The following is a 26,712-nucleotide window of genomic DNA, read 5'->3' on the forward strand; positions in this document are numbered from 1 at the left end:
ACGACTCCTTACTGAACGGCTTTACGCGGCGCCGTTGGGTCTGCCGGTGGGGTGAAGGTACGCAGGTCGATGGTCGGCGCACTGTCGCCGCCCAGACGGTGATCAAGTATCAGCAATTTCGCATTGCCCAGGCCCTCGGTCAGTTGGGCCAGGTATTGCTCCAGCAAAAACGCCTGGCCTGCCTTGGCATAGGCCTGACGTTCAGCACTGAAGCGCAGGTCCGCACCCTGTGCGCCGGCCAGAATCTCGCGGGCGGCGGCACTGGCCTGATCACGCGCCACGCTGGCGTTGAGCTGCGCCTGATTGGCCTTGTCGCTGGCCGCGCCGCGCTCGCGGGAGATCAGCGCCTGTGCACCAATCTGCGCAGCCTGCACAGCATGATAGGCATTGGCAGCACCGGCGGGCGGGTGGATGGCTTCGACCACCGTGGCGAGCAATTCGACGCCGCTGTCCAGACGCTGCAAGTCGGCCTGCACGGCCTTGCCGATGTCATCGGCCAGGCCGCTGCGCTGTTCGCCGAGCAGCTCATCCAGCGTGCGCGAGGCAAAGTCGTGCACCAGCACGCGGCTGGCCGTGCTGCGAATCAAGGCCGGAATGTCAGCGCTGTTATAGGTCGACGCCATGGCTGCGGCATCTGTCAGGCCGATGCGGTAGACGAACCGCACGTCCATGTTGACGATCTGAAAGCTCTGCTTGTCGCCTGCACTGCTGGCAATGACCTGGGATTTTTCGTTGATATGGCTGGCATCCCACAGACGGTTGGCGCTGCCAGGCGGCGGGCCTTCGGCAGGGTCCAGCGTCTGCTCGAAAGTGTCGGCGGCCGAAACGCTGGTCGCCAGTTCATGAACCACGCCGTTTTCAACCGCCAGCACGCGCCCGAACGGCCACGGCAAACCCACATGCAGACCGGGTCCGAATACGTCGACCGGCTTGCCGAAGCGCTCATAAATGCCCCGCCCCTGCATGGGAATTTCATGCACGCCGCTCAGCACCCAGCCCAGCGCTGCGACCACCGCCAACACCGGCAAAAAGGCGCGACGCATGTAGGTAAAGGCCCAGATCTGGCGCAGATCGATGCCGAAACGGTTGTGCAGTTCGTGCTGCAAGGCGAGCAGCGGGCGCGGTGGCCAGCGCAACAGGTCAGCGATGAAACTGGCGGCCAGCAGGCGTGGTTCGCTACGTGGGTTGCGCGGGCTGAACACCGACAGCACAGCGCGCAGCAGGAACTCCAGCGCCACGCCAAGCGGCAGCAGGCCGATCAACACCGCCAGCCGCGCAGGCCAGACACGCTCTGCGCTGGAGAAAAACAGGCACAGCGCGCCGATCAGCAGAACGATCAGCGTCATGCGCACCAGTTGCGCCAGCGCTCCGGCCTCCGGCGACTGACTTTCGGACTCGCTGCTCAATTGCCGCTCGATGACCAGCAGGCCGAACGCCAACAGCAGCATGACACTGCCGGCCAGGCTACCAGCCGTGGAGAGGTCGGCGCCGAACAGCGCCAGGTTCCAGAAGGCGCGAACGACGATCAACGCCAGCACCGCCCAAGCGGCAAGCCACAGGGTCGAACTGCCCACATGCCTGACCAGCGATTTGCCGGAGTCACTCAGCCGTTCAAGCAGGCGCTCGTACCAGCCGCTCTCGTCGGCAGCAGACAGGCTTTCGTCGAAGGTGTCTGCATCCGGCGAACGCAGCGCGCGAGCCCGCCACAGCGCGACATGCCGCGCCGATTGCAAGCCCGCCGTGAGCAGAAACAACGCCGCCGAGGCGTTGCACAGCACAGCCATCCACAAAGAGCCGGGGGAAAACAGATCGATGGACAACGCCAGCAGCAGCCCGAACGCCCCTGCCCCACCGGTCACATACATCAATCGTCCCAGACGCCGAACCTGTTGCACCGCCATTTGAAAACGCGGCAGGCCTTCAAGGCCTTCGTGCTCATCCAAATCAACCCGCATCACTACCCCGGCACCCGCTTATTTATCGCCCTTTGGAGAGCCCTGCATTGGCATCTGAATGCCAGTGAATCATAGCGTTACGATATAACACGCGGAATGAAACTTTCGTCAGGACTATTAGCTGAACGAATGTGCGATAGCGGTGCTGCCCAGCGGTCGATTCGACCTGAAGTCGTACAGATGATGAGCCCGCACGCCCGAAAAATGTTTGCTGAATATTGCCTGGCAAAAAAGTTTTTAGCGTCGTCCGAAGGCACCCAGTTGATCGGCGCTTCTTGCCCCGATCGGCTGGAAGCCTTGCGCCACGCGGCGATGCGCTTAATCGATTAGTCTAAAGCGCTGCAAAAATCCGCGTTATAGCCGTCAATACGCCGGATTCATTACCCCTGATCGGCGTTTTTTTTTGGCCGATTTCCGAACCGTATCTCGTCTTTGTTATCTGTTGTGGGTAGTTTGCGTTCGGCAAGGAGTCGTTGGCGCGCCATTTTTTGTGCAGGACGCACAGAATTACTCAGAGGCTTCACCTTTATGAATCGCAGAAATCTCCTGAAAGCGTCCATGGCGTTGGCCGCCTACGGCAGCGTATCGGCCTCAGGGCTTTTTGCTGCGCGGGCACTGGCCGCCGCAGCCGATGGCGAGATCGAACACTTCGATTTTGCAGAGTTGCAGGCGCATGCCAAGAAGCTTGCGAGCAAAGGGTATGTGAGCAACAAGCAGGTGCTGCCACCGGTACTTGCGAACATGACGCCGCAGCAATTCAATGCCATCCGCTACGACCCGAATCACTCGCTGTGGAAAGACGTCCACGGCCAGCTCGACGTGCATTTCTTCCACGTCGGCATGGGTTTCAAGACCCCCGTACGCATGTACAGCGTCGATCCGCAGAGCAAGCAGGCGCGCGAAGTGCATTTCCGCCATGACCTGTTCAACTACGAGAACAGCGGCATCGACAAAAACCTGGTCAAGGGCGACCTGGGCTTTGCCGGTTTCAAGCTGTTCAAGGCGCCTGAAATCGCCATCAATGACGTCGTTTCGTTCCTCGGCGCCAGCTACTTCCGCGCGGTGGACAGCAACAAGCAATACGGTCTCTCGGCCCGCGGCCTGGCCATCGACAGTTACGCCAAGCGTCAGGAAGAATTCCCGGACTTCACCAAGTTCTGGTTCGAAACACCGGACAAGAACGCGACACGTTTCGTGGTCTACGCACTGCTCGACTCGCCGAGTGCAACCGGCGCCTATCGCTTCGACATCGACTGTCAGGCCGGCCAGGTGGTCATGGAAATCGACGCGCACGTCAATGCGCGTACCGATATCCAGCAGCTGGGCATTTCGCCGATGACCAGCATGTTCAGTTGCGGCACCCACGAACGCCGCATGTGCGACACCATCCACCCGCAAATCCACGACTCGGATCGCCTGTCGATGTGGCGTGGCAATGGTGAGTGGATCTGCCGTCCGCTGAATAACCCGGCCAAACCGCAATTCAGCGCGTTCTCCGACACCGATCCGAAAGGCTTCGGGCTGGTACAGAGCGATCACGAATTCTCCAGCTATCAGGACACGGTCGTCTGGTACAGCCGCCGTCCAAGCCTGTGGGTCGAGCCGATCACGGCGTGGGGCGAAGGCGAGGTCAGCCTGCTGGAACTGCCGACTACCGGCGAGACGATGGACAACATCGTGGTGTTCTGGACACCGAAGACGCCGGTCAAGGCCGGGGATTCGATGAACTACGGCTACAAGCTGTTCTGGAGCCCACTGCCGCCGGTGAGCACGCCGCTGGCACAGGTCCACGCGACACGTTCAGGCATGGGCGGTTTCCTCGAAGGCTGGGCACCGGGCGAGCATTACCCGACAACCTGGGCACGCCGCTTTGCGGTGGACTTCAACGGCGGCGGTCTGGATCGCTTGCCGGAAGGCACCGGGATCGAACCCATCGTCACGGTCACCCATGGCAAGGTGCAGGACTTCAACATCCTCGTGCTGCCGGACATCAAGGGCTACCGCGTCACCTTCGACTGGGTACCGGACAGCGACTCGGTCGAGCCGGTTGAAATGCGCATGTTCATCCGCACTGGCGACCGTACGCTGAGCGAGACCTGGCTCTATCAGTACTTCCCGCCCGCACCGGACAAACGCAAGTACCCGTAATCCGCAGCTGGGTGACGCAGAGCGTCACGAAAGGCATTCCCACGCGGAGCGTGAGGAACGATAAGTGTCTGGGCTGGGGCATGAGGAGCGATAGGTGTCTGCAGGATCGCGTCCGCAGGAACACTATCGTGCCCATGCTCCAGCGTGGGCACGCTGTTCTGGACGCTCCGCGTCCTTTCCTCGGTACTGCAGCGCAGCGCAGATTTGTGACGCAGAGCGTCACGAAGGGCATTCCCACGCGGAGCGTGAGGAACGATAAGTGTCTGGGCTGGAGCATGAGGAACGATAGGTGTCTGCAGGATCGCGTCCGCAGGAACACCATCGTGCCTACGCTCCAGCGTGGGCACGCCGTTCTGGACGCTCCGCGTCCTGTCCCGGGCACGGGGCGTGCGGCGCATAACCATTAATCCTGACTAATTAATTGACAGTTGCCCCAACTGCGACTGATATACCTGTTGTCATGCCGTTGCGAGCGTCCGCTCCAGACCCCCATCTCACAAAGCCTGCCTGTGTCGACACGTCCCCGTGATCGTCGGGCGGTAGCTTTGTCCGCGCAATTCCCCTGACGTATTTCACAAGGCAGCCAGCATGGCGTTGAATACTGCGAACGGCGTCGACGCCAGGTCGTCGTTGATGTCCTTTGACAAGTCCACGGTGGTGGTGTGGGTCGCCATCAGCCTGATTCTGGTCGAGACCTTTTCCGGGGCCTTGCGCTTCTACTTCGATCAGGCAGGCCTCAGTCCCCTGCTCTATCTGCCCAAAGCCGCCTGCATCCTGCTGTTTGCGCTTGAACTGTGCACCTTCAGAGCAGGAAAGCTGTTCTGGACATTCATGATCCTGTGGCTGCTTTCCGGGCTGCTGGCCATGCTGCATCGCGCCAGCGTGCACAACCTGGCGTTCAGCCTGTTCGCGCTGAGCCCGCTGGTGTTCGGCCTGGTATGTGGCCGGCACCTGCTGTATCGCCGCAAGCTGCTGTACCGCGCCATTGCGCTCTGCCTGCTGGCCTCACTACTGGGGATTGCCCTGGACAAGCTCACCTCCGTGCCCTGGAAGGGCTACAGCTACAGCGTCGGTGAGACGCAGTTGAGCGCCAATACCTCATGGAGTGCGGACGAGGTGGATCGCATTGCCGGTTTCGCCAGAGTGTCCAACGTGCTGTCGATCATGATCGCCTTCTACACGCTGTACCTGATCATGTTCCTGCGCTCGCGCCTGATGATGGTGTTGCTGAGTGCGGTGGCGCTTTACGCCATCGTGCTGACCACCAGCAAAGCGCCAGCCGCGGCCTTCGCCCTGACCATCGTGCTGCTGTTGTTGCGGCGGATGAGCTGGACCTGCAGGACAGTGTGCACCGTGGTGGTAGGCATCGGTCTGCTGTTGCCGGCACTGGGGCTGATTGTGAGTCCTGATGCCTACGCGGTCAGCAGCGGCGGCTCGCTGGCCTCGCTGTATGACCGGCTGATCAACACCTGGCCCGGCCTGATCAATGCGATGAGTCGCGAAGGCTGGATGATCAGCGGCGCAGGCTTCGGCATGGTCGGCAGCACGATGGGGCTGTTTCCAGTGGACGGTGCCGGGGTATTTCTCGGCATGGACAGCTCCGCCCTGTACCTCTGGGCAATGCTGGGCGTGCTCGGCTTGCTGCTGTATGTGCTGCAGATTCCGCTGTTGTTCCGCCTGATCGATGATCAGACCCGTGTCGGCCATATGCTGCTGGCGATCAGCTTCTGCTGGTGCCTGATCAGCTGGACCACCGACATGTTCGAGGTCGCTGTCGCCAACCTGTTCATCGGCCTGGCGATTGGTCATGTGATTGCCGGCAGAGAACCTTCTGCGAGCCATGCGCCCGGACTGTCGCCGGCTGCCCGCTGACCGCCACCCCATCACCACCACGCTGGCCGCCGATACGTTTCGGCTGATCCCGGCACCCTCTCCCTCACGATCAGCCAACGGATGGCGTTCTCAAATGGACTTCAGAAAAGACATCAATGGCCTGCGCGCCATCGCAGTGATCGCGGTACTGCTCTTCCACTTCCACCCCGACTGGCTGCCTGGCGGCTTTGCCGGTGTCGACGTGTTTTTCGTGATCTCGGGGTATCTGATCACCGGGATCATCCTGCGCGGCTTGAGGAGCGGTAAATTCAGGCTGGCGGCGTTCTACACGTCACGGGCCAGACGCATCGTCCCGGCCCTCGCTGCGCTGTGTTTTGCCTTGCTGCTGCTGGGCTGGTTCGCCCTGCTGCCGCTGGATTACAGTGCGCTGGGCACACATGTGGCGAGCAGCCTGGGGTTCGTTTCCAACGTTGTCTATTGGCGTGAGGCAGGGTATTTCACCGCCAGTGCCCATGAGAAATGGCTGCTGCACACCTGGTCGTTGTCAGTGGAATGGCAGTTTTACCTGCTGTACCCGATTGCGCTGCTGATGCTCAGCCGCTTTGTCGCGCTGCACAACCTGCGCTGGTGGATACTCGGAGCAAGCCTGGCAGGCTTTGTGGTCTGCATACCTGCCTCCTCACAATGGCCGGAGGCGGCGTTTTACCTGCTGCCGACCCGCGCCTGGGAGTTGCTGGCAGGTGGTGTGGCCTGCCTGTTCCCGCTGCAATTGAAGGCCCTGCAGCAGCGCGCTCTGGAACACATCGGCCTGACGCTGATCGTGGCCGGTTTCTTTCTGCTGTCCGTGCAGGACACATGGCCGGGTTATCTGGTGCTGATGCCGGTGCTGGGGACATTCGCGGTGATCATCGCCGCGCGCAACGACTCGCTGCTGACCTGTAACCCGCTGGCCCAATGGACCGGCACACGCTCGTACTCGCTGTACCTGTGGCATTGGCCGGTGGTGGTGTGGATGAATGACGCCGGGTTGCTGGGCGAGACCCGCATGGTGCTGGTGGGCATCGGCGTGGCCGTGACGCTGGGTCTGGTTTCATGGCGGCTGATCGAGCAGCCCGTCAGCAGGCCGTTGTCCGATCAGCGCAGCAGACGTGCCACGTTCGGCGCGCTGATCGCTCTGCTGTTCGTCGGCGGAGCGCTGGTGAGTGCGACTGGCGGCGCGGTATCGCCACTGCGCCCGGTCAGTGTTTCAGACAAGGCGCGTTTCATTCAGGATTACGCTGATCGTCAGCACAACCTGTACGAGCCTTACTGGCTGAAATGTGACGCTTTCTCGGCCCTGACCCAGCGCGGCCAATCAGGCATCGACGAAGCCTGCACCCGCAAACAGGGGGTGGGCGGCGTGTTCCTGTGGGGTGACTCTCATGCACAGGCGCTGTCGCTCGGCTTGCGTACCTTGCTGACGCGCAATACGCCCTTCTATCAGGTCGCCTCGGCCAGTTGCCGTCCCGGTCTGAGTGACCATCAAGGACGTACCTCTGCGACCAGCAGGGCCTGTGACTACTCCAACAGAACGGCCCTGCAGGGCATCGAAAAGCTGCGTCCGGATATCGTGGTCATCGCGCAGAAGGATGGGCACGACAAGACTGACTGGACGCAGATCGCGACCCGGCTCAAGGGCTTGGGCGTGAAGCATATCGTGCTGATCGGCCCGGTCCCGCAGTGGAACCCGTCGCTGCCCAGCGTCATCGCCAACCGCCATTGGGGGCTGAGCGAATCGCACATCCGCGATCCGGCTCTGGATCAAAGCATCATGCTGGTGGATCAGGCGGCCCGCAATTTGGCCGCATCGGCAGGCATCCAGTTCGTGTCGCTGATCGACAAACTGTGCATCGCCGATGCCTGCCTGGTACGCCTGGAAGACAACCGCTCGCTGCTGCAGATCGACTCGGGGCACTTGAGCGCAGAAGGTTCGCTGTACGTCGTGCGCAACTATGTACTGCCGCAATTGGTGAATTAACAAACGTCATGTTTCTGGAGGCTGTAGCGGCCTCTTCGCGAGCAAGCGAAGCGTCGTCCGGCTCGCTCCCACGAGACAGGTGTATAACGATGGGGTCGTCGATCAATGCAGCTCTTTGAGGCGCTCGGCAAACTTAACGAGGTCGGCCAGGGAATCGGCTTCCATCTTGCGCATCACCGAGCCACGGCGGACCTTGACGGTGATTTCGCTCACGTTCAGCCGGGCTGCAATCTGTTTGTTGAGCAGGCCGCTGACCACCAGCTCCATCACCTGCTGCTCACCGAGATTGAGGCTTGCGTGGCGGCGCCGCAGTTCGGCTTCGACGGCGGCACTCTGGCGCCGGCTGCGATCCTGCGCCAAGCCCTGCTGAATGGCGTCGAGCAAGTCCTGATCGCGAAAGGGCTTGGTCAGAAACTCCACCGCACCGGCCTTCATCGCCCGCACGGACATGGGGATGTCACCATGCCCGGTGATGAAAATGACCGGCAGGGAAATCCCCGACCTGGCCATATGTTCCTGGAAATCCAGGCCGCTCATGCCCGGCATGCGGATGTCCAGAATCAGACAGCCCGGCGCGTCAGGGCGCGGGGTGTCCAGGAACTCGCGGGTCGAGCCGAACAGCATGCTGCGCAATCCGACCGAGGCCAGCAGGTCCTCCAGCGAGGAGCGCACCGACAGGTCGTCATCGAGGACGTAGATGATCGGCTCTTCGGTCGGTGATGCAGTGGCAGCTGTGCTCATCAGGTTTCCATCTTTCCAGTAGGCAGGGTGAAGTGAAACGTAGCACCGATTGACGGGTTGGGCGTGACCCAGATGCGCCCGCCATGGGCCTCGATGATCGAACGACTGATCGCCAGGCCAATCCCCATCCCTTCCTCCTTGGTGGTGTAGAACGCGTCGAACAACTGGTGGATGTTTTCCGGCAGCACGCCGATCCCATTGTCGCTCACCGCAAATCCGATATCGCCGCCGTCTTGCAAGCCCACCCGAACCTCCAGTTGCGCCTGTTCCGCCTTGAGCTTTTTCATCGCATCCACGCCATTGAGCATCAGGTTCAGCAACACTTGCTGGATCTGCACCCGATCAGCCAGCAGCGGCGGCAGGCCCTCCGGCACGTCGACCAGCAGTGCGACGCCCTGCCCTTCTATCTCGCTGTGTGCCAACGCGACGATCTCGGCGACGGTATCGGCCACGCTGATCCACTCCTTGTGAGTGGACGAACGCTTCGCCAGGGCGCGCACTCGCACGATGATGTCCCCGGCGCGGTTCGCGTCACTGATCATGCGCTCGACCGCCTGGCGGGCCTTGTCCAGGTTGACCGGCTCGGTGGCCAGCCAGCGCTGACAGGCATTGCCACTGGTGACAATGGCCGACAGCGGCTGATTGACCTCATGAGCAATGGACGCCGTCAGTTCACCCAGTTGATTGACCCGTGCGATCCGCGCCAGCTGCGAGCGCGCTTCGTGTACCGAACGGATGGCCAGCGCCATGCGCAGCGCCAGCCAGGTGGTCATGGCGATGGCCGCCAGGCTGATGATGCAATTGATCAGCCCGGACGCCTCACTGCCTCTGGAGGTCGTCATCTCGTAACTGATCACGGTCAGCACCATGCACAGCAACGCCATCGCGATAACGCCTGTGGCCGGCAGGAACCTGACCGCCAGCAGCACCACCACAATCTGAAATACGCCCACGGCGATTTCCAGGTCGGTCAAGGTGTCGGCAACCGCAATGACCAGCGCCAGCATCAGCAACGCGATCAGCCGCACTGCCATAGCGGCCTTGCCGTAGGATTCAGGTTCACGCATGCGCATCATCCCGCTGGTTGCAAAAGGCCCGTTGAGTATGTCCTACAAACCTCAGGACGGGTTGTCCAGGCTGAACTGATCGGCCAGTTCGTCATAGGCGAACAACTCCGCGTAGCGCCCCCATTGAATCACTGCATTGAGGGTCTGCATGGCGTCGCTTTCGGACATGAAGTCTTCGAGTTGATCACGAAAGCGCCGTGCCGGTGCCGTGTGCGTGGGACGATCATCCAGCACTCGACGGATATGCGCCACCAGCGGCACGAAGCTCAGCAGGTGCTGGGCGAACAGTTGCTTGCGCTCGTCGACATCCGCCAGCGCATAGCGATTGGCGGCAGGCAGCAGGCGAATGTCGCCGCCCTTCAGTTCAGCGAAGCGCAATAGTTGCAGCACCTCGGCAATCGGGAACAGCTCGTCGGCGTTGTAGTGCAGCGCCGCGGCCAGCTCCGGCAGGTCGGCTTTCAGGCTATAGGGCGGCGCGTGAATCGCCTCGATCAGCCCGGCCAGTGCGTTGGTGGAAACCTGTGGCAACACCATCCCCAGCCCGGTGCCCGGAAACACGCCCTGACGAATCTCGCCGGCGTCGTTGTCCTGGGTCATCAGCACGTAGATTTCTTCCACCAGCGCCCGAAAGATCGGGTCCTGGCGGTTACGTGGCTGGGGCAGATCGACCTTGATCTCGCTGATCACCCGCCCAGGATTGGAGGAGAACAGCAGGATGCGGTCGCACATCAGCACGGCTTCGGCGATGTTGTGCGTCACCATCAGGATCGACTTGATGGGCATGCGCCCTTCGCTCCACATGTCCAGCAAGTCAGTGCGCAGGGTTTCGGCAGTGAGCACGTCGAGCGCGGAAAACGGTTCGTCCATCAACAGCACGTCAGGATCGATGACCAGCGCGCGCGCCATGCCCACCCGCTGGCGCATCCCCCCGGAAAGCTCCTTGGGGTAGGCGCTCTCGAAACCGTCCAGGCCGATCAGATCAATCGCCGCCAGTGCGCGCTTGCGGCGGACCGCGGCGGGCACACGTTGCGCTTCGAGGCCGACTTCGACGTTTTCCAGCACGGTCAGCCAGGGAAACAGCGCAAAGCTCTGGAACACCATGCCCACCGACATCGCCCGCCCTTGCGCACGGCGCGGGAAATTCACCTCACCTTCGGTGGGCACCACCAGCCCGGCGATGGAGCGCAACAGGGTCGACTTGCCCGAACCGGACCGGCCCAGCAGGCCCACTATTTCGTTCTCGTTGAGCGTCAGGGTCACGTCATCCAGCACCAGGCGCTCTTTGCTGCCTTTGCCGTACACATGTCGGACCTTTTGAACATCTACCAGGCAACGCGTTTCGACAGCCATCATGATGGCGCCCTCCCCTTACACAAGATCAGACAAGACTCAGACGTCGCTCGGCAAACCCGTACAGCGGGCGCCACAGCAACCGGTTGAACGCAATCACGAACACCGACATGACCACGATGCCCAGCGCGACGCGTGGAAAGTCGCCCGCCTGGGTCGCATTGGCGATGTACGACCCCAGGCCTGCCGCTTCCAGATGCTGATCGCCCCAGGAAACCGCTTCGGCGACGATACTGGCGTTCCACGAACCACCCGACGCGGTCAGCGCCCCGGTGATGTAGTAGGGAAACACGCCGGGCAGCGCGACACGCCGCCACCATTGCCAGCCACGCATGTTGAACATGGTCGCCGCTTCGCGCAGATCAGTCGGCAAGGCACTGGCCCCGGCGATCACGTTGAACAGGATGTACCACTGGGTGCCGAGCACCATCAGCGGCGACAGCCAGATATCCGGGTTCAGGTGCAGGCCGACAATCGCGATCACCGCAAAAGGGAACAGAACGTTGGCCGGGAACGCCGCCATGAACTGCGCGATTGGCTGCAAGCGTTCAGCCCAGACCGGACGCAGGCCGATCCAGATACCCACAGGCACCCAGATCAGGCTGGCGACGACGATCAATACGATCACGCGCACCATCGTCGCCAGGCCCAGGCCAAAGGCAGTGACCATGTCGCTGGCGCCCAGTGACGCCTCGATGAACCTGAACAGGTACACGCTGCCGGCCAGGCAGGCGGCCATGACCAGACCCAGCCACGCGTAGTCGAGCACGCGGGCGACGCCTGGGGTGAGCTTCACTTTCCACAGCCGGGAGATCACGCGCCCGTCGATCAGCATCAGGCATTTCCACGGTGCAGCCAGGACCGAGCCCAGCATCGGTGCGACACGGGAGCGGCCCAGCACGCTGTACATCCACGAGCGCGGACGCTTCGACGATGCGGTTTGCTCGAAGCGGAATTTGTCCGCCCAGGCGACGATCGGCCTGAACAGCAATTGGTCATAGGCCAGAATCACCAGCGCCATTGCGCCCACTGCCCAGGCAATCGCAGCCAGGTTTTTCTGCTCGATGGCCAGCGCCAGCCAGGAACCGATGCCCGGCAGATTGACCGTGGTATCGCCGACCGAAATGGCCTCGCAGGCGACCACGAAAAACCAGCCGCCGGACATCGACATCATCATGTTCCACACCAGCCCCGGTATGGCGAACGGCAGTTCCAGGCGTGTAAAGCGCAGTACTGCAGATAACCCGAACTGACGGCTGACTTCATTCAGGTCACTGGGCACAGTACGCAGTGACTGATAGAAACTGAACGCGAGATTCCAGGCCTGGCTGGTGAAGATGGCAAAGATCGCTGCGCATTCAACGCCCATCTGCCGACCGGGAAACAGGCCCATGAAGAAGGTCACGGTGAACGTCAGAAAACCCAGCACCGGTACCGACTGAAGAATATCCAGCGCCGGGATGATCACCTGCTCGGCCTTGCGACTTTTGGCTGCCAGCGTGGCGACGACAAAGGTAAAGATCAACGAAGCGGCCAGCGCGATGAACATACGCATTGTAGTGCGCAATGCATATTCGGGCAGGCGCGCCGGATCGAGGCTCATGGGGCTTGAATTAAGCACCGCCAACGGCTGCATCATCTGGCCAAGGCCATAGATGAACAGGCCAATGAACAGAGTCAGGATGGCCAGGCAAATACCATCGGCCCAATAAGGCGTGCGTGCACCGGGTTTGACGAAACGGGGCGTCCGCAGGCTTTTACCGAATTCAAATATCGAATGCATTGCTCACCTCGAGCCGGCCGCGCAGGCGCAGACCCACCCGCTTTATAAGCAAACAGGCAGTCAGCGATAACAGATAAAGGCCGTGAGTTAATAGTTGCCGGACAGTGAGGTAAAGCTTATAGCGTTTCGATCAACAGTAGAAACCTGCATAAGTAGCTCATGTTTATCTGTCAGTATCAGTGATATATACCAACGTATAGTTATATAACTGTGGCTCTGTTGTTCAGGCCAGTTAAGCGTTGTACAAAAGAACATTATCGTGCCCATGCTCCTCCGGGCATGCCGTTCCGGACGCGACTATCGTGCGACGCTCCGCGTCGTATGCCGTTCCGGACGCTCTGCGTCCTCACTTGAGAAAGCGGTGCGGCCTGGAGCTGTGACGCGGAGCGTCACGAACTGCGTTCCCACGCGGGAGCGTGCGGCACGACAGATGTCCGGCTGCTCCGCGTGGGCACGAACGTCAGGTGGATCACACCCGGAAGTGGCTGACCATCATCTGCAGCTGGCCACCGAGACGTGCCAGCTCGACGCTGGAGGCTGCGGTTTCTTCGCTGGCTTCGGCCGTCTGTTCGGATACATCGCGAACGTTGACGATGCTGCGGCTGATTTCGTCGGCCACCGAGCTTTGCTGTTCGGCAGCGGCAGCGATCTGCTGGTTCATCGCCTGAATGCTCGAGACGGTCCGGGTGATGCTTTCCAGCGACGTACCGGCCCTGCGCGTCAGCTCAACACTGCTGTCTGTCAGGGTGCGGCTGCCGAGCATGATGCCCGACACCTGACGCGTGCCGTTCTGCAATGCCGCCACCAGCCCTTCGATTTCTTCGGTGGACTGCTGGGTACGCTGCGCCAGGCCGCGAACTTCGTCGGCGACCACGGCAAAACCCCGGCCGGCTTCCCCGGCACGTGCTGCTTCGATAGCAGCATTGAGGGCCAGCAGGTTGGTCTGCTCGGCGACCGCCTTGATCACATCCATGACCTTGCCGATCTTGTCACTGTCCTGCTCCAGCACGTTCATTGCGTCAGATGAGCGAACCACTTCGGCGGCCAGTCGCTCGATCTGCTGGATGGCTTCGCCGACGACCTTATCGCCGTCGCGCGCCTGCTGGTCGGCATCGGAAGCCGCCACGGAAGCCTGCTCGGCATTGCGCGCCACTTCGTGCACCGTCGCCGACATTTCATGCATGGCGGTGGCCACCTGGTCGGTCTCGACCTTCTGACTGTTGACCCCTGCACTGGTCTGCTCGGTAACTGCCGACAGCTCTTCAGCCGCGCTGGCAATCTGTGTGACGCCATCGCGTATACCGGAGATAAGTTCGCGCAGGGTTGTCCCCATGCGCTGGATGCCTTGCTGCAAGACGCCCAGCTCATCGCGTCGGGTGACCGCTTCGGTATGCGTCAGGTCGCCGGACGCAATACGCTCGACGATGGCCAGCGTATCGCGCAATGGCCGGGTGATCTGACGCGTGATGATCACCGCGGCAAGTATGCCCAGAAGCATGACCAACACCACACAACCTATCTGCAGGCTGCGCGCGTGAGCGGTGTCTTCCTTGCCCATCTGCATCTGCAGGCCGTACAACTCTTCGCCCAGCTTGACGATGGTGGCGCCCTGGGTGGTCAGATCCTTGCGCACGCTCGCTGCTGTCTGAGTGGTTGCCTTGAAGGCATCGACCGAGCTGCGGTAAGTGCGTAAAGCGCTTTCAAACTGTGCGATCTGTTCGCGGTTGGCAGGACCAAAAGCGGCCTTGAACCTGTCCAGATGACTGATCGCGCTATCCAGTTGCTGGAAGGCTGCTGTCTCGGTCTTGTCGTTCGGATTGCCGGTATAGCCGCGCACTTCATAACGCACCAGAACCAGGTCTTGCCGAGCGCTGTTCGCCAACTGGGCCAGATCGAAGCGTGCCGGGTCAGCAGGATCTATCTGCAGGACGGCATTGTTCAACGACTCGACGGCCTGCATCGCTGCTGTGCCATTGGCGGTCATCTCATTGCGCACTTTGGCACCGGCCTGATACACGGCGCGCATGCTGTTCAGGGATGCTTCATAGTCGCGGGTGACATCGGCCAGTTCGCGCAGCGGCTTGAGATTGACCGGGTTGTTGAAGCTGACGAGCAGTGATTGCTGCTGTGCCTTGAACACATCCAGCTTGCTTTGCATATTCTGTGCTGCGGTTTCATCGCCGTCAGTCAGCATGTATTGCAAACGCGCGACTCGCAGATTGGTCAGGTTGTCACTCAGCCTGGTGATATCGCCGATGCGGTCGGTGCGATAGATGAGCTTGTCGAGGCTGGTCCAGCCAACAAGGGCGAGGACAGCCGTGAAGAAAAGAACGGTCCCAAAGCCCAATGCCAACTTCATGTTGACGCTGATATTCGCAAATCTGCTGTTCATAAAATCTCCTGAAGATGCTTTTTTGTGCGCAACGAAAGAGCTGAGATTTGTTTTTATGGACAGCAAACCCGCGCGCCAGAGCTATCGGCCGCAGAAGAGCAAAACTTGATCGGAAAAAGGCAATCCGCGCGAGCGCGCCGATTCGGGAGGGAAATCGGGGGCTGAACAGCCCCCGACTCAATCAGGCAATCAGTTTGAAACGCGCCACGACATTGCGCATGTCGCTGGCGACCCGCGCCAGTTCATCGGCGGTAACCGCGTTGTTGTCGATACCCAGCATCAACGTCCCGGAGCTGTTACGAATCTCCATGACATTGCGGTTGATGTCTTCGGAGACCGCATGCTGCTGCACGGCGGCACTGGCGATCTGCGTGTTCATCTCGACGATACGCTCCACGCCCTGACTGATGCTCGACAGGCTGCCCGAGGCATCGCTGGCGGCACTGATGCACGCATGAGCCTTCTGCTGCCCGGCCTGCATCTGCTGCACGGCAGCGTCGGTCGCACCTTGCAGTTGCTGAATGATGCCGCGAATTTCTTCGGTCGACGCCTGGGTGCGCGAAGCCAGCGTGCGGACTTCATCAGCCACCACGGCAAACCCGCGACCCTGCTCACCCGCCCGTGCAGCTTCGATGGCGGCATTGAGGGCCAACAGGTTGGTCTGATCGGCAATGGTGCTGATGACCTGGATAACGCCACCAATCGACTGACTGTGCAGGGCCAGCGCCTGGACCTTCTGGGCACTGAGTTCAACTTCTTCGGCCAGCGCCTGAATGGTCGAGTGTGCCTGGTGCATGATGCGCAGTCCGTTACGTGATGCGGTGTTCGCTTCATCGGCGGCCAGCGCAGCACCTTCGGTGTTCTGCGCCACGTCGGCGACGCTCGCGGTCATCTCGTTGATCGCGGTCGCCACTTGCTCCGTTTCAGCCTGCTGCGCGTTCATCGACTGCTTGGCCAGGCCGATGGATGCGCCCAGCCGGGACGCTACATCCGTCAGTTCGTAAGAGGTGCGGTCCATGTGCGAGATGGAACTGGCGAAGGCGTCGGCCATCAGGTTCAGGCCGTTGGCGATATCCGCCACTTCGTCTTTGCTGACGACCGCTACGCGTGCACTCAGATCGCCCTCGCCCAGACGTCGGGTAACGCCCAGCAGGCTGTCGATGGTCAGGCGCAAGGCGCGGTAGATGCTGCAGAATGCGTAGAGCAGCAACAAACCCATGATCACACACATCGCAATGACTATTTCGCGTTGCAGCACCAGGGCGTCGTAGCGCGTATTCAATTCATTCTGAAGCGCGGTCTGAATTTCGTCCTGAGCCTTGTAGAGACCCGAGACAACGACATTGCCGCGCGCACTCAGCGCCTGACCCTGCTGCACCGAAAACTCTGTGCCTTTTACGTACGCGTGCAGGTCGCCGCGAAAGCTGTCCATCGCTGCAGTAGCGGTAGTGATCGGGTCACTGATGCGCGCGGCCAGCTCTGGCGAACGGCGCTTGAGCAGTCGAATGCTTTGCTCCAGCTCCGCCCGAAATTGCAGTTCGATCTTCAGCAGGCTTTCCAGCGAGCCGCGCATCGATACACTCAGCCCCTGACCGGTTACCAAACCTGCCGTGATGCCGCGGATCTGACCGGCGACGTTGATTTCCCGAGGCATACGGATGGTGCTCAGGTCGATCAGAAACAGCGAGGCGTAATCTTCGTCCAGCACCATGCCTGAGGTCGCCGAGACGTAGTAGATAAAGTTGAGAGTCTGGGCCAGTTGCTCGTTCCACTGGGCGAATACTTCATCCTGCGACAGGCCTGGCTTGATACTGTCCATCAGGGAGCGGGTGCTTTCACGCAGGCGCTGTACGCGGTTCTCGGTTTCCAGCTGCTGCCCTTGGCGTGCGTCCATGTCGGCAAGATTGGCAAGAGCGGTTTCGAGCTGAGCGCGATTGCTGATCACATCCTGAGCGGCAGAGGCATCGCCGGCGAGCAGACGGTTAGTGGCCGCGCGCTGGAGCATGGAAAGTCGCAGAACGGGGGTGGTCAATTGCAGGTATTCACGGCCGACGCGCTCTTGCGCGACCGTGTCGATGCTTGCATTCAGGCTGTTGAAAACCCGAAGACCGAGAACGATCAGCGGGATAACGATAATGATGGCTAAAACGGCAAACTTGGCAGGGAAACGCAGGCGATTGGTCAGGTAGATACCAGGCGAAAGGATGTTCATAGTGTTCTCTTTTTAATTAGGGTGTCCGATCCGGGCGGAAAAGCTCCTTTCTTTGCATCACGGGTAGTACAGGGCAGCTATGCCGTGCTGAACGAGGTCATCCATTCAGATAGAGGCACATTGACATCACTTGAGAGCAGTGGCCTGTCAGGAAGTTCAATGGGTGCTATAGCCTGATACCCGGGCTATCGACCAAGCCACGGTTAACGTGAGGTCAGGATCATGGGGCGAATGGCGGGCGAGAGCGCTTTACCGCTAATACGCTTGCGGCAGGCATGATCCGAATGAGGGTATTCAGGTCAATCAGGCGGGAAACAACTGTTCATCTGACAGTCTGGCGACCGTAGACTTTGCAAAAGAGAAATACCGTCGTGCGACATCGTGACGCACGACGGTAGGTGTCGTATCGAGGTGATCGAGGGCTCTTCAAGCCCTCGCCCACTCCACGTTCGACAAACCGAGCTTTTCCGCCTGAGGCTTGCTCAGCTTCGGCACCGGGTCGGAACGGTACTTGGGGATCGCACCGAACCCGGCATCCACTGAAGCCCAGTGCCAGGCCTCTTTATTGTCCATGGCGCCTGCTCTTATGTAGAACGTCTTGTAACTGCCATGCAGCAGGTAATCGATACGGTAGTGTTTTTCATCAGCCATTGTGGTGCTCCTGCTTTGTCGACTCGCAAAACAGATCACAGCAGTTTCAAAAAATTCAAAATATTAATGTTATCATTTAAATGATATCATTTAGCCACACCCCGATGTATCTTTATAACTGAACCCTAGGGTTTAGTTGGCGATAGAGTTTGTTTATAACTGCACTTTTACGCTATTTTCAGCGGGAAACAGTGACGGCCGCCGAGCCGGTTCAAACAGGCTTCTCCGCCACGATGAACGGACATTCAGCGCAGCATAGGGAATAATAAAATTCTATTGAACTGCAGTTTAAACACCGTCGGTCCCCTTTAAAAAGTTAGCAGTAACGATCGTGCTCCTCAGTCTCTCATAACCTGTGACTGCGTTGAATCGAGCCCATGCACATGGGTTGACGCTTCCCGAGAGATCAAAGCCTGAGGATACGACATGTTCATGTATAACAAGCGACTTCAATATACCGTACGCGTAGCAAGACCCAATCCTGGACTGGCCAACCTTCTGCTTGAGCAGTTCGGTGGGGCTCAGGGTGAACTGGCCGCCGCCGGCCGCTATTTCACGCAAGGGTTGAGTGAAGAAGATCCAGGCCGTAAAGACCTGCTGATGGATATCGCCACCGAAGAACTGAGCCACCTTGAAATCGTCGGTTCCATTATTGTCATGCTCAATAAGGGCGCCAAAGGTCAATTGGCTGAAGGCACCGAAGAAGAAGGCGAGTTGTATCGCTCTATCAACGGTAACGGCAATGACTCACATATCACCAGCCTGCTGTACGGCTCCGGTGCGCCGCTGACCAACTCTGCCGGCGTGCCCTTTACAGCGGCTTATATCGATACGATCGGCGAGCCAACAGCGGACTTCCGTTCCAACATCGCCGCAGAATCAAGAGCCAAGATTGTTTACGAGCGATTGATGAACGTGACCGATGACCCTGGCGTTAAAGAAGCGCTGGGCTTTCTCATGACTCGGGAAATCGCACACCAGTTGTCGTTTGAAAAAGCCCTGCACGCCATCCAGCCCAACTTCCCGCAGGGCAAGCTGCCGGGCATGCCGGAATTCACCAACAAGTACTTCAACATGTCCGGCGAATCCAATGTACGCGGCGCCTGGAATCAAGGCGGCGATTGGGAGTATGTGGAATCCCCACAAGCGGCTGTCGATGGCGGCGATGGTACGGCCTCGGTCACGCTCAATGAAAAGGACACCGAGGCGCTGGAAATGATGAAGGAACGGACCCAGTCCGACCCGGCCGCCAACCCGATCACCGGGGCGGACTTGGGTTCTGGTCTGGTCCAGGGCAAAGATGCCTGAAACGGCAACCCTTGTTATGTCCAGGAGAATGGAATCATGAAGAAACTTCGCTCCAGCACATCCCCTTCGCCGCAGGGCGAGTTCGATACCGCCTTGAGCGATGCGGTATTTGTAAACGGGCTTCGTGCCTTCGAAGCCCAGGCGCTGCTTGCACGCCGAGGCTTCCAGGTGGTGATGGCGATCAAGGGTTTCGGCGTTGGAACCCTGCTTGAAAACAACCTGCCACGGCGCTGATCTCACAGCGCATCAAACCCGACTTGTCCACAGGCCAGCAGGCAATCCGCTCGTCTGTGGACAAGTCTCTCTTCGCTGAAAAGGGCAAGAACATGACTCGCACGACGATAGAAGATTTGTTCATTCACGAACTTTCAGACGTTTACAGCGCTGAAAAGCAAATTACCAAAGCACTCCCGCGTCTGGCACGCGCTTCGACCAATCCACTGCTGGCAGAAGCCTTCAAGGCTCATCTTGAAGAAACTCAGGGTCAGATCGATCGTATCGATGAATTGGTGGAAGGCGCTGGTCTGAAGCTGAAACGCATGAAATGCGCGGCCATGGAAGGTCTGATCGAAGAAAGCAAGGAATTGCTGGAAGAGATCGAAAAAGGTGCAGTGCTCGATGCCGCGTTGATCGGCGCATGCCAGAAGGTCGAACATTACGAGATCGCCAGTTACGGCACACTCATCGCAATGGCCAGACATTTAAATATGAAAGAGGCAGCCGCTTTGTTGAGTGCCACGTTGGCGGAAGAAAAAGGCGCAGATGAAAAGCTCACGGAGATCGCCGAACAGGGCGGAACCCAGGCGGCCACTTCGAAAAAGTAATCATGGTTCACAGCGTCAGCCGCATGACGGTCTACAGGGTGTAGATCCCGTCATGCGGGCCAGTGGAATTACTTCTTGGCAGCATCACCGCCATGCGCAGCAGCGAGTTTTTTCGCATGCTCCAGATGCTTCTCCAGCGTAGGCAGCGTTGCCTTTGCAAACGCCTTCAGCTCTGGATCCTTGCCATTCTCGGCCTCTTCCTTGTACAGCTTGATCGCCTGCTCATGCGCGGAGACCTGATTGTTGGCATAAGCCTGGTCGAACGACTTCTCGCGCATCTCCAGAATCATTGCCTTGGCTTTGTCCATCAGCATAGGGTCTTCGGACACTTCAAGGTTCTTGCTTTTTGCGATTGCAGCCAGCTTCTCATTGGCAGCGGTGTGATCCGTGACCATCTGCTTTGCAAATTCCTTCACATCTGCAGAGACACCTTTCTCATCCTGTGCGAGCTTGCCAACCTGAACTTCGGCGATGCCTTTAGCAGAAGCGTCTTCTACGAAATCATCAGCGTCCTGAGCAGCAACAGCCATTTGCGAACCTAGCGAAAGTACAACGGCAATGGCGCTCATGCGAAAATAATTGGTCATTTTCGGTCATCCTTTTATGGGCTGAATACGTCATCGTTATCGACGACATGAACGTTACGACCTGCTTCAAATACCTGCGTTCAGCCTTTTTGATCAGACGCGGCATACGCCGGTACCACGGCCACCTGATGCTGATGTAAACCCGAACCGGCAATGCATTTTTTCCGCGCGACCATCGCCCCCTGGAATAAGCACGATCGCCACCTATCGGCGCCCGGAAAATTACGCTGAATTTCCCTGTACCGAGGCACTCACTTATCTACGCTGCATAGAAAAACAGAAAGTCCCGAATGACTGCGTCAACGTGATGTTCAACTGCCGAGGTACGATTTTCATGACGTCTCTTCAAGTGATGACAGGCGATGCCGTCGTCAAAACCGTCGTTGAAGAAGCCCGTTCAAAAACCGTCTATCAATCATGGATGAATGAACGTGCTCCCGAACATCAACACGATGCGGTCATGTTTCTGAATCACTGCCTGGTCTTGGCCGAGCGGGAACACTGCGACCTTCCGGCCCAGCCTGAAGCGCTTGAACAGTGGATGGAGCAGAACGTAGGGGTCGTGGCTGATCAATATGCGCTCTATCTCGAGCAACGCCGCGCTGGAAAACCGAGACGGTTTTTCAAGAACAAAGCGCACGCGATGTATTTCATTCAGCAGGTCGCACCGACCAAAATGGTCGACGGCGCCTGGCTATATGGATTGCTGCCGCGCTGGGCAGACTACCGCTTCCACGGCCTGATTCGTACGTATCTTGAAGAGCTCGGTGACGGCGAACAGGCGCAGAATCATGTCTCGCTGTACCGGAAACTGCTGGCGGATCTGGACTGCGATACCAACGCGCCACTGGCAGACGACGCTTACCTGCAGGGTGCGATTCAGCTGTCACTGGGGCAACTGAGCGAGCAGTACCTTCCCGAGGTCATTGGTTACAACCTGGGCTATGAACAGCTGCCGCTGCACTTGCTCATCACATCGTTCGAGCTGAATGAACTGGGCATAGACCCTTACTACTTCACCCTGCATGTGACGATCGATAACGCCAGCACCGGTCATGCGCGCAAGGCTGCGCAGAGCGTCCTTGAGTTGATGCCTGTTGGCCAGGAGCGCGACGAGTTTTACCGTCGTGTCGCCAGTGGTTACCGGCTCAATGAGCTGGGCATGGGTTCAACTCAGGTGATCCAGTCGTTCGACCTGGAGCAGGAAGTGATCGCCATGCTCGAGCGCAAGCGCACGTTCGGTCAGCACATGCATTCCGACTACTGCCGTCTCGATGGCAAGACTGTCAACGAATGGCTCGCCGAGCCCGATCAGATCCCGGAATTTCTTGCTGTACTGCAGAACAGAGGCTGGATCAAGCGTCACGAAGACCCTCTGCACAGCCGCTTCTGGAAGCTGTTCGAGGGCGCCGGCGCACCGATGTTCGGCGTCTTCAACGGTTATGAAAAGCAACTCGTGCACGACTGGATCGCCGGTGACTGGCTGTCGGATGGCAGCGCTCAGCCCACGGTTGGCAAACGGCTTCCGGAAGCCTTTCGCTCGCGCTTCCGCAACCTGCAAGATGGCGCTCAGCCCTCCCCCGCGCTTGCAGTGCCTGCCTCGGCAGACGCTGACCCGGACGTGCGCGAACTGCACATGAAACTGGAATCTGCGCCCGCCTCGGAGAAGATGTCCACGTTGATCGAAAGCATGTCGCCGGCAAGACACGCGACCGCCGCCGGCCTGCACGCGACGCGTCTGTTTGTGAACAGCATGGCCGAGCGCATGACAGGAGCCCACGCATGAGTCATCCCCTCCCCGACAGCGCCGCGCTGATTGCCCTGGCGCAGCGTCTTGAAACCAGCGGCTATCGCTTTATCACGCCCACGCCCCTGACTCATCAACACGTCAATCAACGCCCGGAAAATCGTACTGCCGCGTCACTGCGCGATGTGTTCGGCTGGAGTCGGCTGATACCGGAGTCCATGCTGCCGGTCGAGGAGGCTCAAGGGTTGCTGGCTGCCGGTATTCTGGAACGTAAGGAAGACAGCTTGAAAAGCCGGGTGAGATTTTCCAGCCTGGATGATCTGTTGCTGGTGCATTCGGCGTTTCCTACCTCAGATGAAGACTCAGTGTTTTTCGGTCCGGATACCTACCGCTTCGCGCAGTCCATCAATCGCCATCTGCAAGGTACGTCGCACCCGGTCAACCGCGCCGTCGACATCGGCTGTGGCACGGGTGCCGGCGCCATGTTGATCGCGGTCGCCCGTCCGCAGGCACAGGTCCACGCCGTCGACATCAACCCCAAGGCGCTGCATTTCGCACAGACCAATGCGGCAGTCGCCGGGCTGAAGAATATGGAGTGCTGCCACAGCGATATTCTCTCGGGCCTGAGCGGAAATTTCGACCTGATCGTCGCCAACCCGCCCTACATGAAAGACACCCAGCGCCGCGCCTACCGCCACGGAGGTGATGCACTGGGCGCAGACCTGTCTGTGCGCATCCTGCGCGAGTCACTGGACCGCCTGACTCCTGGCGGCTCGCTGGTGCTTTACACCGGCGTGGCCATGGTGGGCGAGCACGATCCGTTCTTCGAGGCGGTGCAGGCCGATATCGACCATGCGGCACTGACATGGACCTACCGTGAACTGGACCCGGATGTCTTCGGCGAAGAGCTGCTTGAAGAGGGTTACGAAGACGTGGACCGTATTGCAGCGGTGGAGCTGGTGGTCACCCGACGCCCCGCATGACCCACCGAAATATCTTCAATAGTTCATGCTTATAACGCGCATAAGAACCAAGCATTGGTCAGCCTGACCGCATCCCGGTGAAACTTGCCACGAGCCATCGATCAACACCCTGCTGTTGATCGATGCAGGCTCGTAGCACACCGAAAAGGATGACGACACATGCCACGCCTGAACCGGATTATCGAAACAGCCCTCTACGTAGACGATCTGGCGAACGCCAGGGAGTTCTATTCCGACACCCTTGAACTGGAAGTGATGTTCGAAAGCGCGACATTGGTGGCGTTCAACGTCGGCGGTGTGAGCACCCTGCTGTTGTTCAAGCGCGGCGCGTCACTGCAGACCCAGTACCTGAGCGGCGGAGAGATACCACCCCACGATGCACAGGGCCGGATTCATGTGTGCTTCGCCATCAATGCCGACGAGATGCAAGCCTGGGCGGATCGCCTTGCCAGGGCCAGCGTCGCCATCGAAGGCCGCACCGAATGGCCCAAAGGCGGATCGAGCGTCTATTTCCGCGACCCCGATGAAAATCTCGTCGAACTCCTGACGCCGGGCTGCTGGGCGATTTATTGAATCGTTACGGGATGCGCGCACCGCACGCAGTCCCCATAACCCGTCATTTTGAAATGACGACTGCCTGCGGCTTTTTTGCTACATGACAAACTCGTGTCATCGTTCCTTAACACCTTTATGACATTTATTTTGCGCTGGTTATTTCAGGCTGCCGAGGCGCCTGAGCACAAACCGGCTCATCCATTCATGTCATGAGGCGGAAGGAGCGGCACTTGAAAGTGACAGTGTTCGGAACCGGTTATGTGGGGCTTACTCTTGCCGCCTGTCTGGCTGAAGTAGGCCATACCGTCTGTTGCATGGATGTCGACAGCAAGCGCATTGATGCGCTGCGCGAAGGCATATGTCCGATATTCGAACCCGGTCTTGGCGAACTTCTGCGCAACGGCCTGGACTGCAAAAGACTGAGTTTCACGACCGATGAGGTACACGCCAGTCGCTTTGCAGAGTTGGTCTTCATCGCCGTCGGTACGCCAGCGCAAGCCGACGGCAAGGCGGACCTGAGCCAGGTGCTTGCCGTACTGCGCTGCGTGATCAGACACGCCGAAAGTGCCCCGATCATTGTCAACAAGTCGACCTCGCCAGTGGGCACCGTTGACCGCCTGCTCGCTGAGATAGCTGCCAGTGCGCGATGCGATGACGGCTTTGAAGTGATCAGCAACCCCGAGTTTTTCAAGGAAGGCTGCGCAGTCAGTGACTGCCTGCGTCCGGATCGCATTATCGTCGGCGGGGCCAGTCCGCGAGCGCTGGAGCAGATGCGCGAGTTGTATCAGCCCTTCAGTCGCAACCGCGAGAAGTTTGTGGTCATGGATGCGCGCAGCGCAGAGCTGTCCAAATATGCTGCCAACTGCCTGCTGGCGACCAAGATTTCGTTCATCAACGAGATCGCCAACCTGGCTGAACAGGTGGGTGCCGACATAGAACAGGTCCGGCTTGGCATCGGCTCCGACCCTCGTATCGGTTATGACTTCATTTACCCGGGCTGCGGCTTCGGTGGCTCATGCTTTCCCAAGGACTTGCAGGCGCTGATCGGCACGGCCAGCGAGCACGGCGTGGAGACGGCGTTGCTCAACGCCGTGGAACAGGTCAATCGCCGCCAGAAGCACCGCCTGTTCGAAAATATCCACACGCATTATCACGGTGATCTGAGGGGCAAGGTCTTCGCTGTCTGGGGACTGGCCTTCAAGCCCAATACCGATGACATTCGCGAAGCAACCAGCCATACCCTGCTCAAAGCACTCTGGGCAGCCGGTGCCAGGGTTCAAGCGCACGACCCTCAAGCAATAGAAGCGGTCAGGCATCATTACGGCGAGCGAAACGACCTGCAACTGGTGCAGTGCAAGCAAGATGCACTGGAAGGCGCAGACGCTCTGGTGGTGGTGACCGAATGGCAGGACTACCGGGTGCTGGATCTGGACGCGCTCGGCGAAACGCTCGGTGATCGCGTGGTGTTCGATGGCCGCAACCTGTTCGACCCGTTGCAGCTGCGTGAGGCGGGCTTTACCTACTACGGCATTGGTCGTGGCCAGGCGACGCCGGCATGACGGTACTGGTGACAGGTGCTGCAGGGTTCATCGGGTTTCATGTCGCCAAGCGTCTGTGCGAGCTCGGCGTAGAGGTCGTCGGCATCGACAACCTCAACGATTACTACAGCGTCGAGCTCAAACAATCGCGCCTGGCCCTACTCCAGCGCCTGCCAGGTTTCACGTTCCACAGGCTGGACATCACCGATGCCGAAGGGCTGTCCGCGCTCTTCGCGCAAAATGGCTTCGAACAGGTCATTCATCTGGCGGCTCAGGCCGGTGTGCGTTATTCGCTTGAACAACCGAATGTTTACGCCCAATCCAATCTGGTCGGCTTTATCAATGTGCTCGAGGCCTGTCGGCAGTATCGACCGGCGCACCTGATCTACGCGTCGAGCAGCTCGGTCTACGGCGCCAATACGCGCATGCCGTTTCAGGTCGAGGATGCGGTCGACCGGCCGCTGTCCCTGTATGCCGCCACCAAGCGCGCCAACGAACTCACCGCCTACAGCTATTGCCACTTGTACGGCCTGCGCGCCACAGGACTGCGCTTTTTCACCGTCTACGGCCCCTGGGGCCGGCCGGACATGGCGCTGTTCAAGTTCACCAAAGCCATGCTGGCCGGGCAGCCTGTGGATATCTACAACCACGGCGAAATGGCGCGGGACTTCACCTACATCGACGACATTGTCGAAAGCATCCTGCGCCTGCGTCTGCTACCGCCCGATGCGGTTGGCAGCGAGCCGCCCCATCGACTCTTCAACATCGGCCGGGGTCAGCCCGTCAAGCTGCTGGAGTTCGTCGATTGCCTGGAGGCCGCGCTAGGTCTGCGCGCTGAACGGCGCTACCTGCCCTTGCAGGCGGGCGACGTGCTGCAAACCTGGGCTGACGTCAGTGCGCTGAGCCAATGGATCGACTTTCAACCACAGGTCTCGGTCGACACTGGCGTCAGGGCCTTCGTCGACTGGTATCGGGAGCACTATCAGGCCCGGATCTGCGAGCCACTTCAATAACAAGGACT

The 26,712-nt window shown here is 59.5% G+C and carries 20 protein-coding genes and 1 pseudogene; 11 read left to right on the plus strand and 10 right to left on the minus strand.

The features are described 5' to 3' along the window. Nucleotides 1-8 precede the first annotated feature (8 nt). Nucleotides 9-1,955, minus strand: coding sequence for a protease modulator HflK (gene hflK, locus KBY02_RS18760; protein WP_058822546.1), 1,947 nt, complete (start codon nt 1,953-1,955; stop codon nt 9-11). Between the two features lie 528 nt (nt 1,956-2,483). Here hflK and KBY02_RS18765 point away from each other — a divergent pair. The 3 genes from KBY02_RS18765 (at nt 2,484) to KBY02_RS18775 (ending at nt 7,953) form a co-directional block, all read left to right on the plus strand. Beyond that, nucleotides 2,484-4,103, plus strand: coding sequence for a glucan biosynthesis protein D (locus KBY02_RS18765; protein ID WP_003401346.1), 1,620 nt, complete (start codon nt 2,484-2,486; stop codon nt 4,101-4,103). A gap of 588 nt (nt 4,104-4,691) precedes the next feature. Beyond that, nucleotides 4,692-5,975: a hypothetical protein gene (locus KBY02_RS18770; protein WP_060409287.1), complete on the plus strand. Its 1,284-nt coding sequence runs from the start codon at nt 4,692-4,694 to the stop codon at nt 5,973-5,975. Between the two features lie 94 nt (nt 5,976-6,069). Further along, nucleotides 6,070-7,953 (plus strand): acyltransferase family protein, encoded by a 1,884-nt coding sequence (locus KBY02_RS18775; protein ID WP_225650680.1) that lies wholly within the window; start codon nt 6,070-6,072, stop codon nt 7,951-7,953. A 102-nt stretch (nt 7,954-8,055) separates the two neighbouring features. Here KBY02_RS18775 and KBY02_RS18780 read toward each other — a convergent pair whose 3' ends face one another. The 8 genes and pseudogenes from KBY02_RS18780 to KBY02_RS18810 form a co-directional block, all read right to left on the minus strand. Beyond that, entirely contained in the window at nt 8,056-8,694 is a 639-nt protein-coding gene (locus KBY02_RS18780) for a response regulator transcription factor (RefSeq protein ID WP_003401355.1), read from the minus strand. Then, the gene (locus KBY02_RS18785; protein ID WP_011269420.1) at nt 8,694-9,761 is read right to left on the minus strand and encodes a sensor histidine kinase; all 1,068 of its coding nucleotides are present in this window, start codon (nt 9,759-9,761) and stop codon (nt 8,694-8,696) included. The genes KBY02_RS18780 and KBY02_RS18785 overlap by 1 nt, the downstream gene beginning before the upstream one ends. Before the next feature lie 51 nt (nt 9,762-9,812). Then, nucleotides 9,813-11,117, minus strand: a complete 1,305-nt coding sequence (locus tag KBY02_RS18790) for an AAA-associated domain-containing protein (RefSeq protein WP_024640682.1) — start codon at nt 11,115-11,117, stop codon at nt 9,813-9,815. 22 nt (nt 11,118-11,139) lie between these two features. Next, nucleotides 11,140-12,894, minus strand: coding sequence for an ABC transporter permease (locus tag KBY02_RS18795; RefSeq protein WP_003401364.1), 1,755 nt, complete (start codon nt 12,892-12,894; stop codon nt 11,140-11,142). 469 nt (nt 12,895-13,363) lie between these two features. Further along, entirely contained in the window at nt 13,364-14,227 is an 864-nt protein-coding gene (locus KBY02_RS26605; RefSeq protein ID WP_371136417.1) for a methyl-accepting chemotaxis protein, read from the minus strand. A gap of 39 nt (nt 14,228-14,266) precedes the next feature. Beyond that, nucleotides 14,267-15,286: pseudogene (locus KBY02_RS26610) on the minus strand (methyl-accepting chemotaxis protein); the annotation flags it as partial. A gap of 181 nt (nt 15,287-15,467) precedes the next feature. Next, nucleotides 15,468-17,498 (minus strand): methyl-accepting chemotaxis protein, encoded by a 2,031-nt coding sequence (locus tag KBY02_RS18805; RefSeq protein WP_104684692.1) that lies wholly within the window; start codon nt 17,496-17,498, stop codon nt 15,468-15,470. 426 nt (nt 17,499-17,924) lie between these two features. Beyond that, complete coding sequence (locus KBY02_RS18810; RefSeq protein WP_003316018.1) at nt 17,925-18,149, minus strand: DUF6555 family protein; 225 nt, start codon at nt 18,147-18,149, stop codon at nt 17,925-17,927. Between the two features lie 426 nt (nt 18,150-18,575). On the opposite strand from KBY02_RS18810, the gene KBY02_RS18815 reads away from it, so the two are divergent. The 3 genes from KBY02_RS18815 (at nt 18,576) to KBY02_RS18825 (ending at nt 20,281) form a co-directional block, all read left to right on the plus strand. Next, on the plus strand, nt 18,576-19,457 hold the full coding sequence (locus KBY02_RS18815) for a manganese catalase family protein (RefSeq protein ID WP_024660760.1): 882 nt from the start codon (nt 18,576-18,578) through the stop codon (nt 19,455-19,457). Nucleotides 19,458-19,493: 36 nt separating this feature from the next. Then, nucleotides 19,494-19,691, plus strand: a complete 198-nt coding sequence (locus tag KBY02_RS18820) for a hypothetical protein (RefSeq protein WP_024640376.1) — start codon at nt 19,494-19,496, stop codon at nt 19,689-19,691. Between the two features lie 92 nt (nt 19,692-19,783). Beyond that, entirely contained in the window at nt 19,784-20,281 is a 498-nt protein-coding gene (locus tag KBY02_RS18825) for a ferritin-like domain-containing protein (RefSeq protein WP_011269425.1), read from the plus strand. Between the two features lie 68 nt (nt 20,282-20,349). On the opposite strand, the gene KBY02_RS18830 is transcribed toward KBY02_RS18825, so the two are convergent. Then, the gene (locus KBY02_RS18830) at nt 20,350-20,868 is read right to left on the minus strand and encodes a DUF4142 domain-containing protein (RefSeq protein WP_010428410.1); all 519 of its coding nucleotides are present in this window, start codon (nt 20,866-20,868) and stop codon (nt 20,350-20,352) included. Nucleotides 20,869-21,202: 334 nt separating this feature from the next. On the opposite strand from KBY02_RS18830, the gene KBY02_RS18835 reads away from it, so the two are divergent. The 5 genes from KBY02_RS18835 (at nt 21,203) to KBY02_RS18855 (ending at nt 26,704) form a co-directional block, all read left to right on the plus strand. Beyond that, nucleotides 21,203-22,654, plus strand: coding sequence for an iron-containing redox enzyme family protein (locus KBY02_RS18835; protein ID WP_104684749.1), 1,452 nt, complete (start codon nt 21,203-21,205; stop codon nt 22,652-22,654). Continuing rightward, complete coding sequence (locus KBY02_RS18840) at nt 22,651-23,598, plus strand: methyltransferase (protein ID WP_104684694.1); 948 nt, start codon at nt 22,651-22,653, stop codon at nt 23,596-23,598. Before KBY02_RS18835 ends, KBY02_RS18840 begins: the two co-directional genes overlap by 4 nt. A 159-nt stretch (nt 23,599-23,757) precedes the next feature. Further along, entirely contained in the window at nt 23,758-24,171 is a 414-nt protein-coding gene (locus tag KBY02_RS18845) for a VOC family protein (protein WP_058822552.1), read from the plus strand. 212 nt (nt 24,172-24,383) lie between these two features. Next, the gene (locus KBY02_RS18850) at nt 24,384-25,712 is read left to right on the plus strand and encodes a UDP-glucose dehydrogenase family protein (protein WP_024640373.1); all 1,329 of its coding nucleotides are present in this window, start codon (nt 24,384-24,386) and stop codon (nt 25,710-25,712) included. Further along, on the plus strand, nt 25,709-26,704 hold the full coding sequence (locus tag KBY02_RS18855) for an NAD-dependent epimerase (RefSeq protein WP_024640372.1): 996 nt from the start codon (nt 25,709-25,711) through the stop codon (nt 26,702-26,704). Before KBY02_RS18850 ends, KBY02_RS18855 begins: the two co-directional genes overlap by 4 nt. Nucleotides 26,705-26,712 lie beyond the last annotated feature (8 nt).

Source organism: Pseudomonas sp. P129 (assembly GCF_020312195.1).
GTDB lineage: Bacteria > Pseudomonadota > Gammaproteobacteria > Pseudomonadales > Pseudomonadaceae > Aquipseudomonas > Aquipseudomonas fragariae.

Bases quoted from the DNA above. Each gene is read 5' to 3' on its own strand.
- hflK (WP_058822546.1), bottom strand. From the start codon at position 1,955: ATGCGGGTTGATTTGGATGAGCACGAAGGCCTTGAAGGCCTGCCGCGT.
- KBY02_RS18765 (WP_003401346.1), top strand. From the start codon at position 2,484: ATGAATCGCAGAAATCTCCTGAAAGCGTCCATGGCGTTGGCCGCCTAC.
- KBY02_RS18770 (WP_060409287.1), top strand. From the start codon at position 4,692: ATGGCGTTGAATACTGCGAACGGCGTCGACGCCAGGTCGTCGTTGATG.
- KBY02_RS18775 (WP_225650680.1), top strand. From the start codon at position 6,070: ATGGACTTCAGAAAAGACATCAATGGCCTGCGCGCCATCGCAGTGATC.
- KBY02_RS18780 (WP_003401355.1), bottom strand. From the start codon at position 8,694: ATGAGCACAGCTGCCACTGCATCACCGACCGAAGAGCCGATCATCTAC.
- KBY02_RS18785 (WP_011269420.1), bottom strand. From the start codon at position 9,761: ATGCGTGAACCTGAATCCTACGGCAAGGCCGCTATGGCAGTGCGGCTG.
- KBY02_RS18795 (WP_003401364.1), bottom strand. From the start codon at position 12,894: ATGCATTCGATATTTGAATTCGGTAAAAGCCTGCGGACGCCCCGTTTC.
- KBY02_RS26605 (WP_371136417.1), bottom strand. From the start codon at position 14,227: ATGGGGACAACCCTGCGCGAACTTATCTCCGGTATACGCGATGGCGTC.
- KBY02_RS18805 (WP_104684692.1), bottom strand. From the start codon at position 17,498: ATGAACATCCTTTCGCCTGGTATCTACCTGACCAATCGCCTGCGTTTC.
- KBY02_RS18810 (WP_003316018.1), bottom strand. From the start codon at position 18,149: ATGGCTGATGAAAAACACTACCGTATCGATTACCTGCTGCATGGCAGT.
- KBY02_RS18815 (WP_024660760.1), top strand. From the start codon at position 18,576: ATGTTCATGTATAACAAGCGACTTCAATATACCGTACGCGTAGCAAGA.
- KBY02_RS18820 (WP_024640376.1), top strand. From the start codon at position 19,494: ATGAAGAAACTTCGCTCCAGCACATCCCCTTCGCCGCAGGGCGAGTTC.
- KBY02_RS18825 (WP_011269425.1), top strand. From the start codon at position 19,784: ATGACTCGCACGACGATAGAAGATTTGTTCATTCACGAACTTTCAGAC.
- KBY02_RS18830 (WP_010428410.1), bottom strand. From the start codon at position 20,868: ATGACCAATTATTTTCGCATGAGCGCCATTGCCGTTGTACTTTCGCTA.
- KBY02_RS18835 (WP_104684749.1), top strand. From the start codon at position 21,203: ATGACGTCTCTTCAAGTGATGACAGGCGATGCCGTCGTCAAAACCGTC.
- KBY02_RS18840 (WP_104684694.1), top strand. From the start codon at position 22,651: ATGAGTCATCCCCTCCCCGACAGCGCCGCGCTGATTGCCCTGGCGCAG.
- KBY02_RS18845 (WP_058822552.1), top strand. From the start codon at position 23,758: ATGCCACGCCTGAACCGGATTATCGAAACAGCCCTCTACGTAGACGAT.
- KBY02_RS18855 (WP_024640372.1), top strand. From the start codon at position 25,709: ATGACGGTACTGGTGACAGGTGCTGCAGGGTTCATCGGGTTTCATGTC.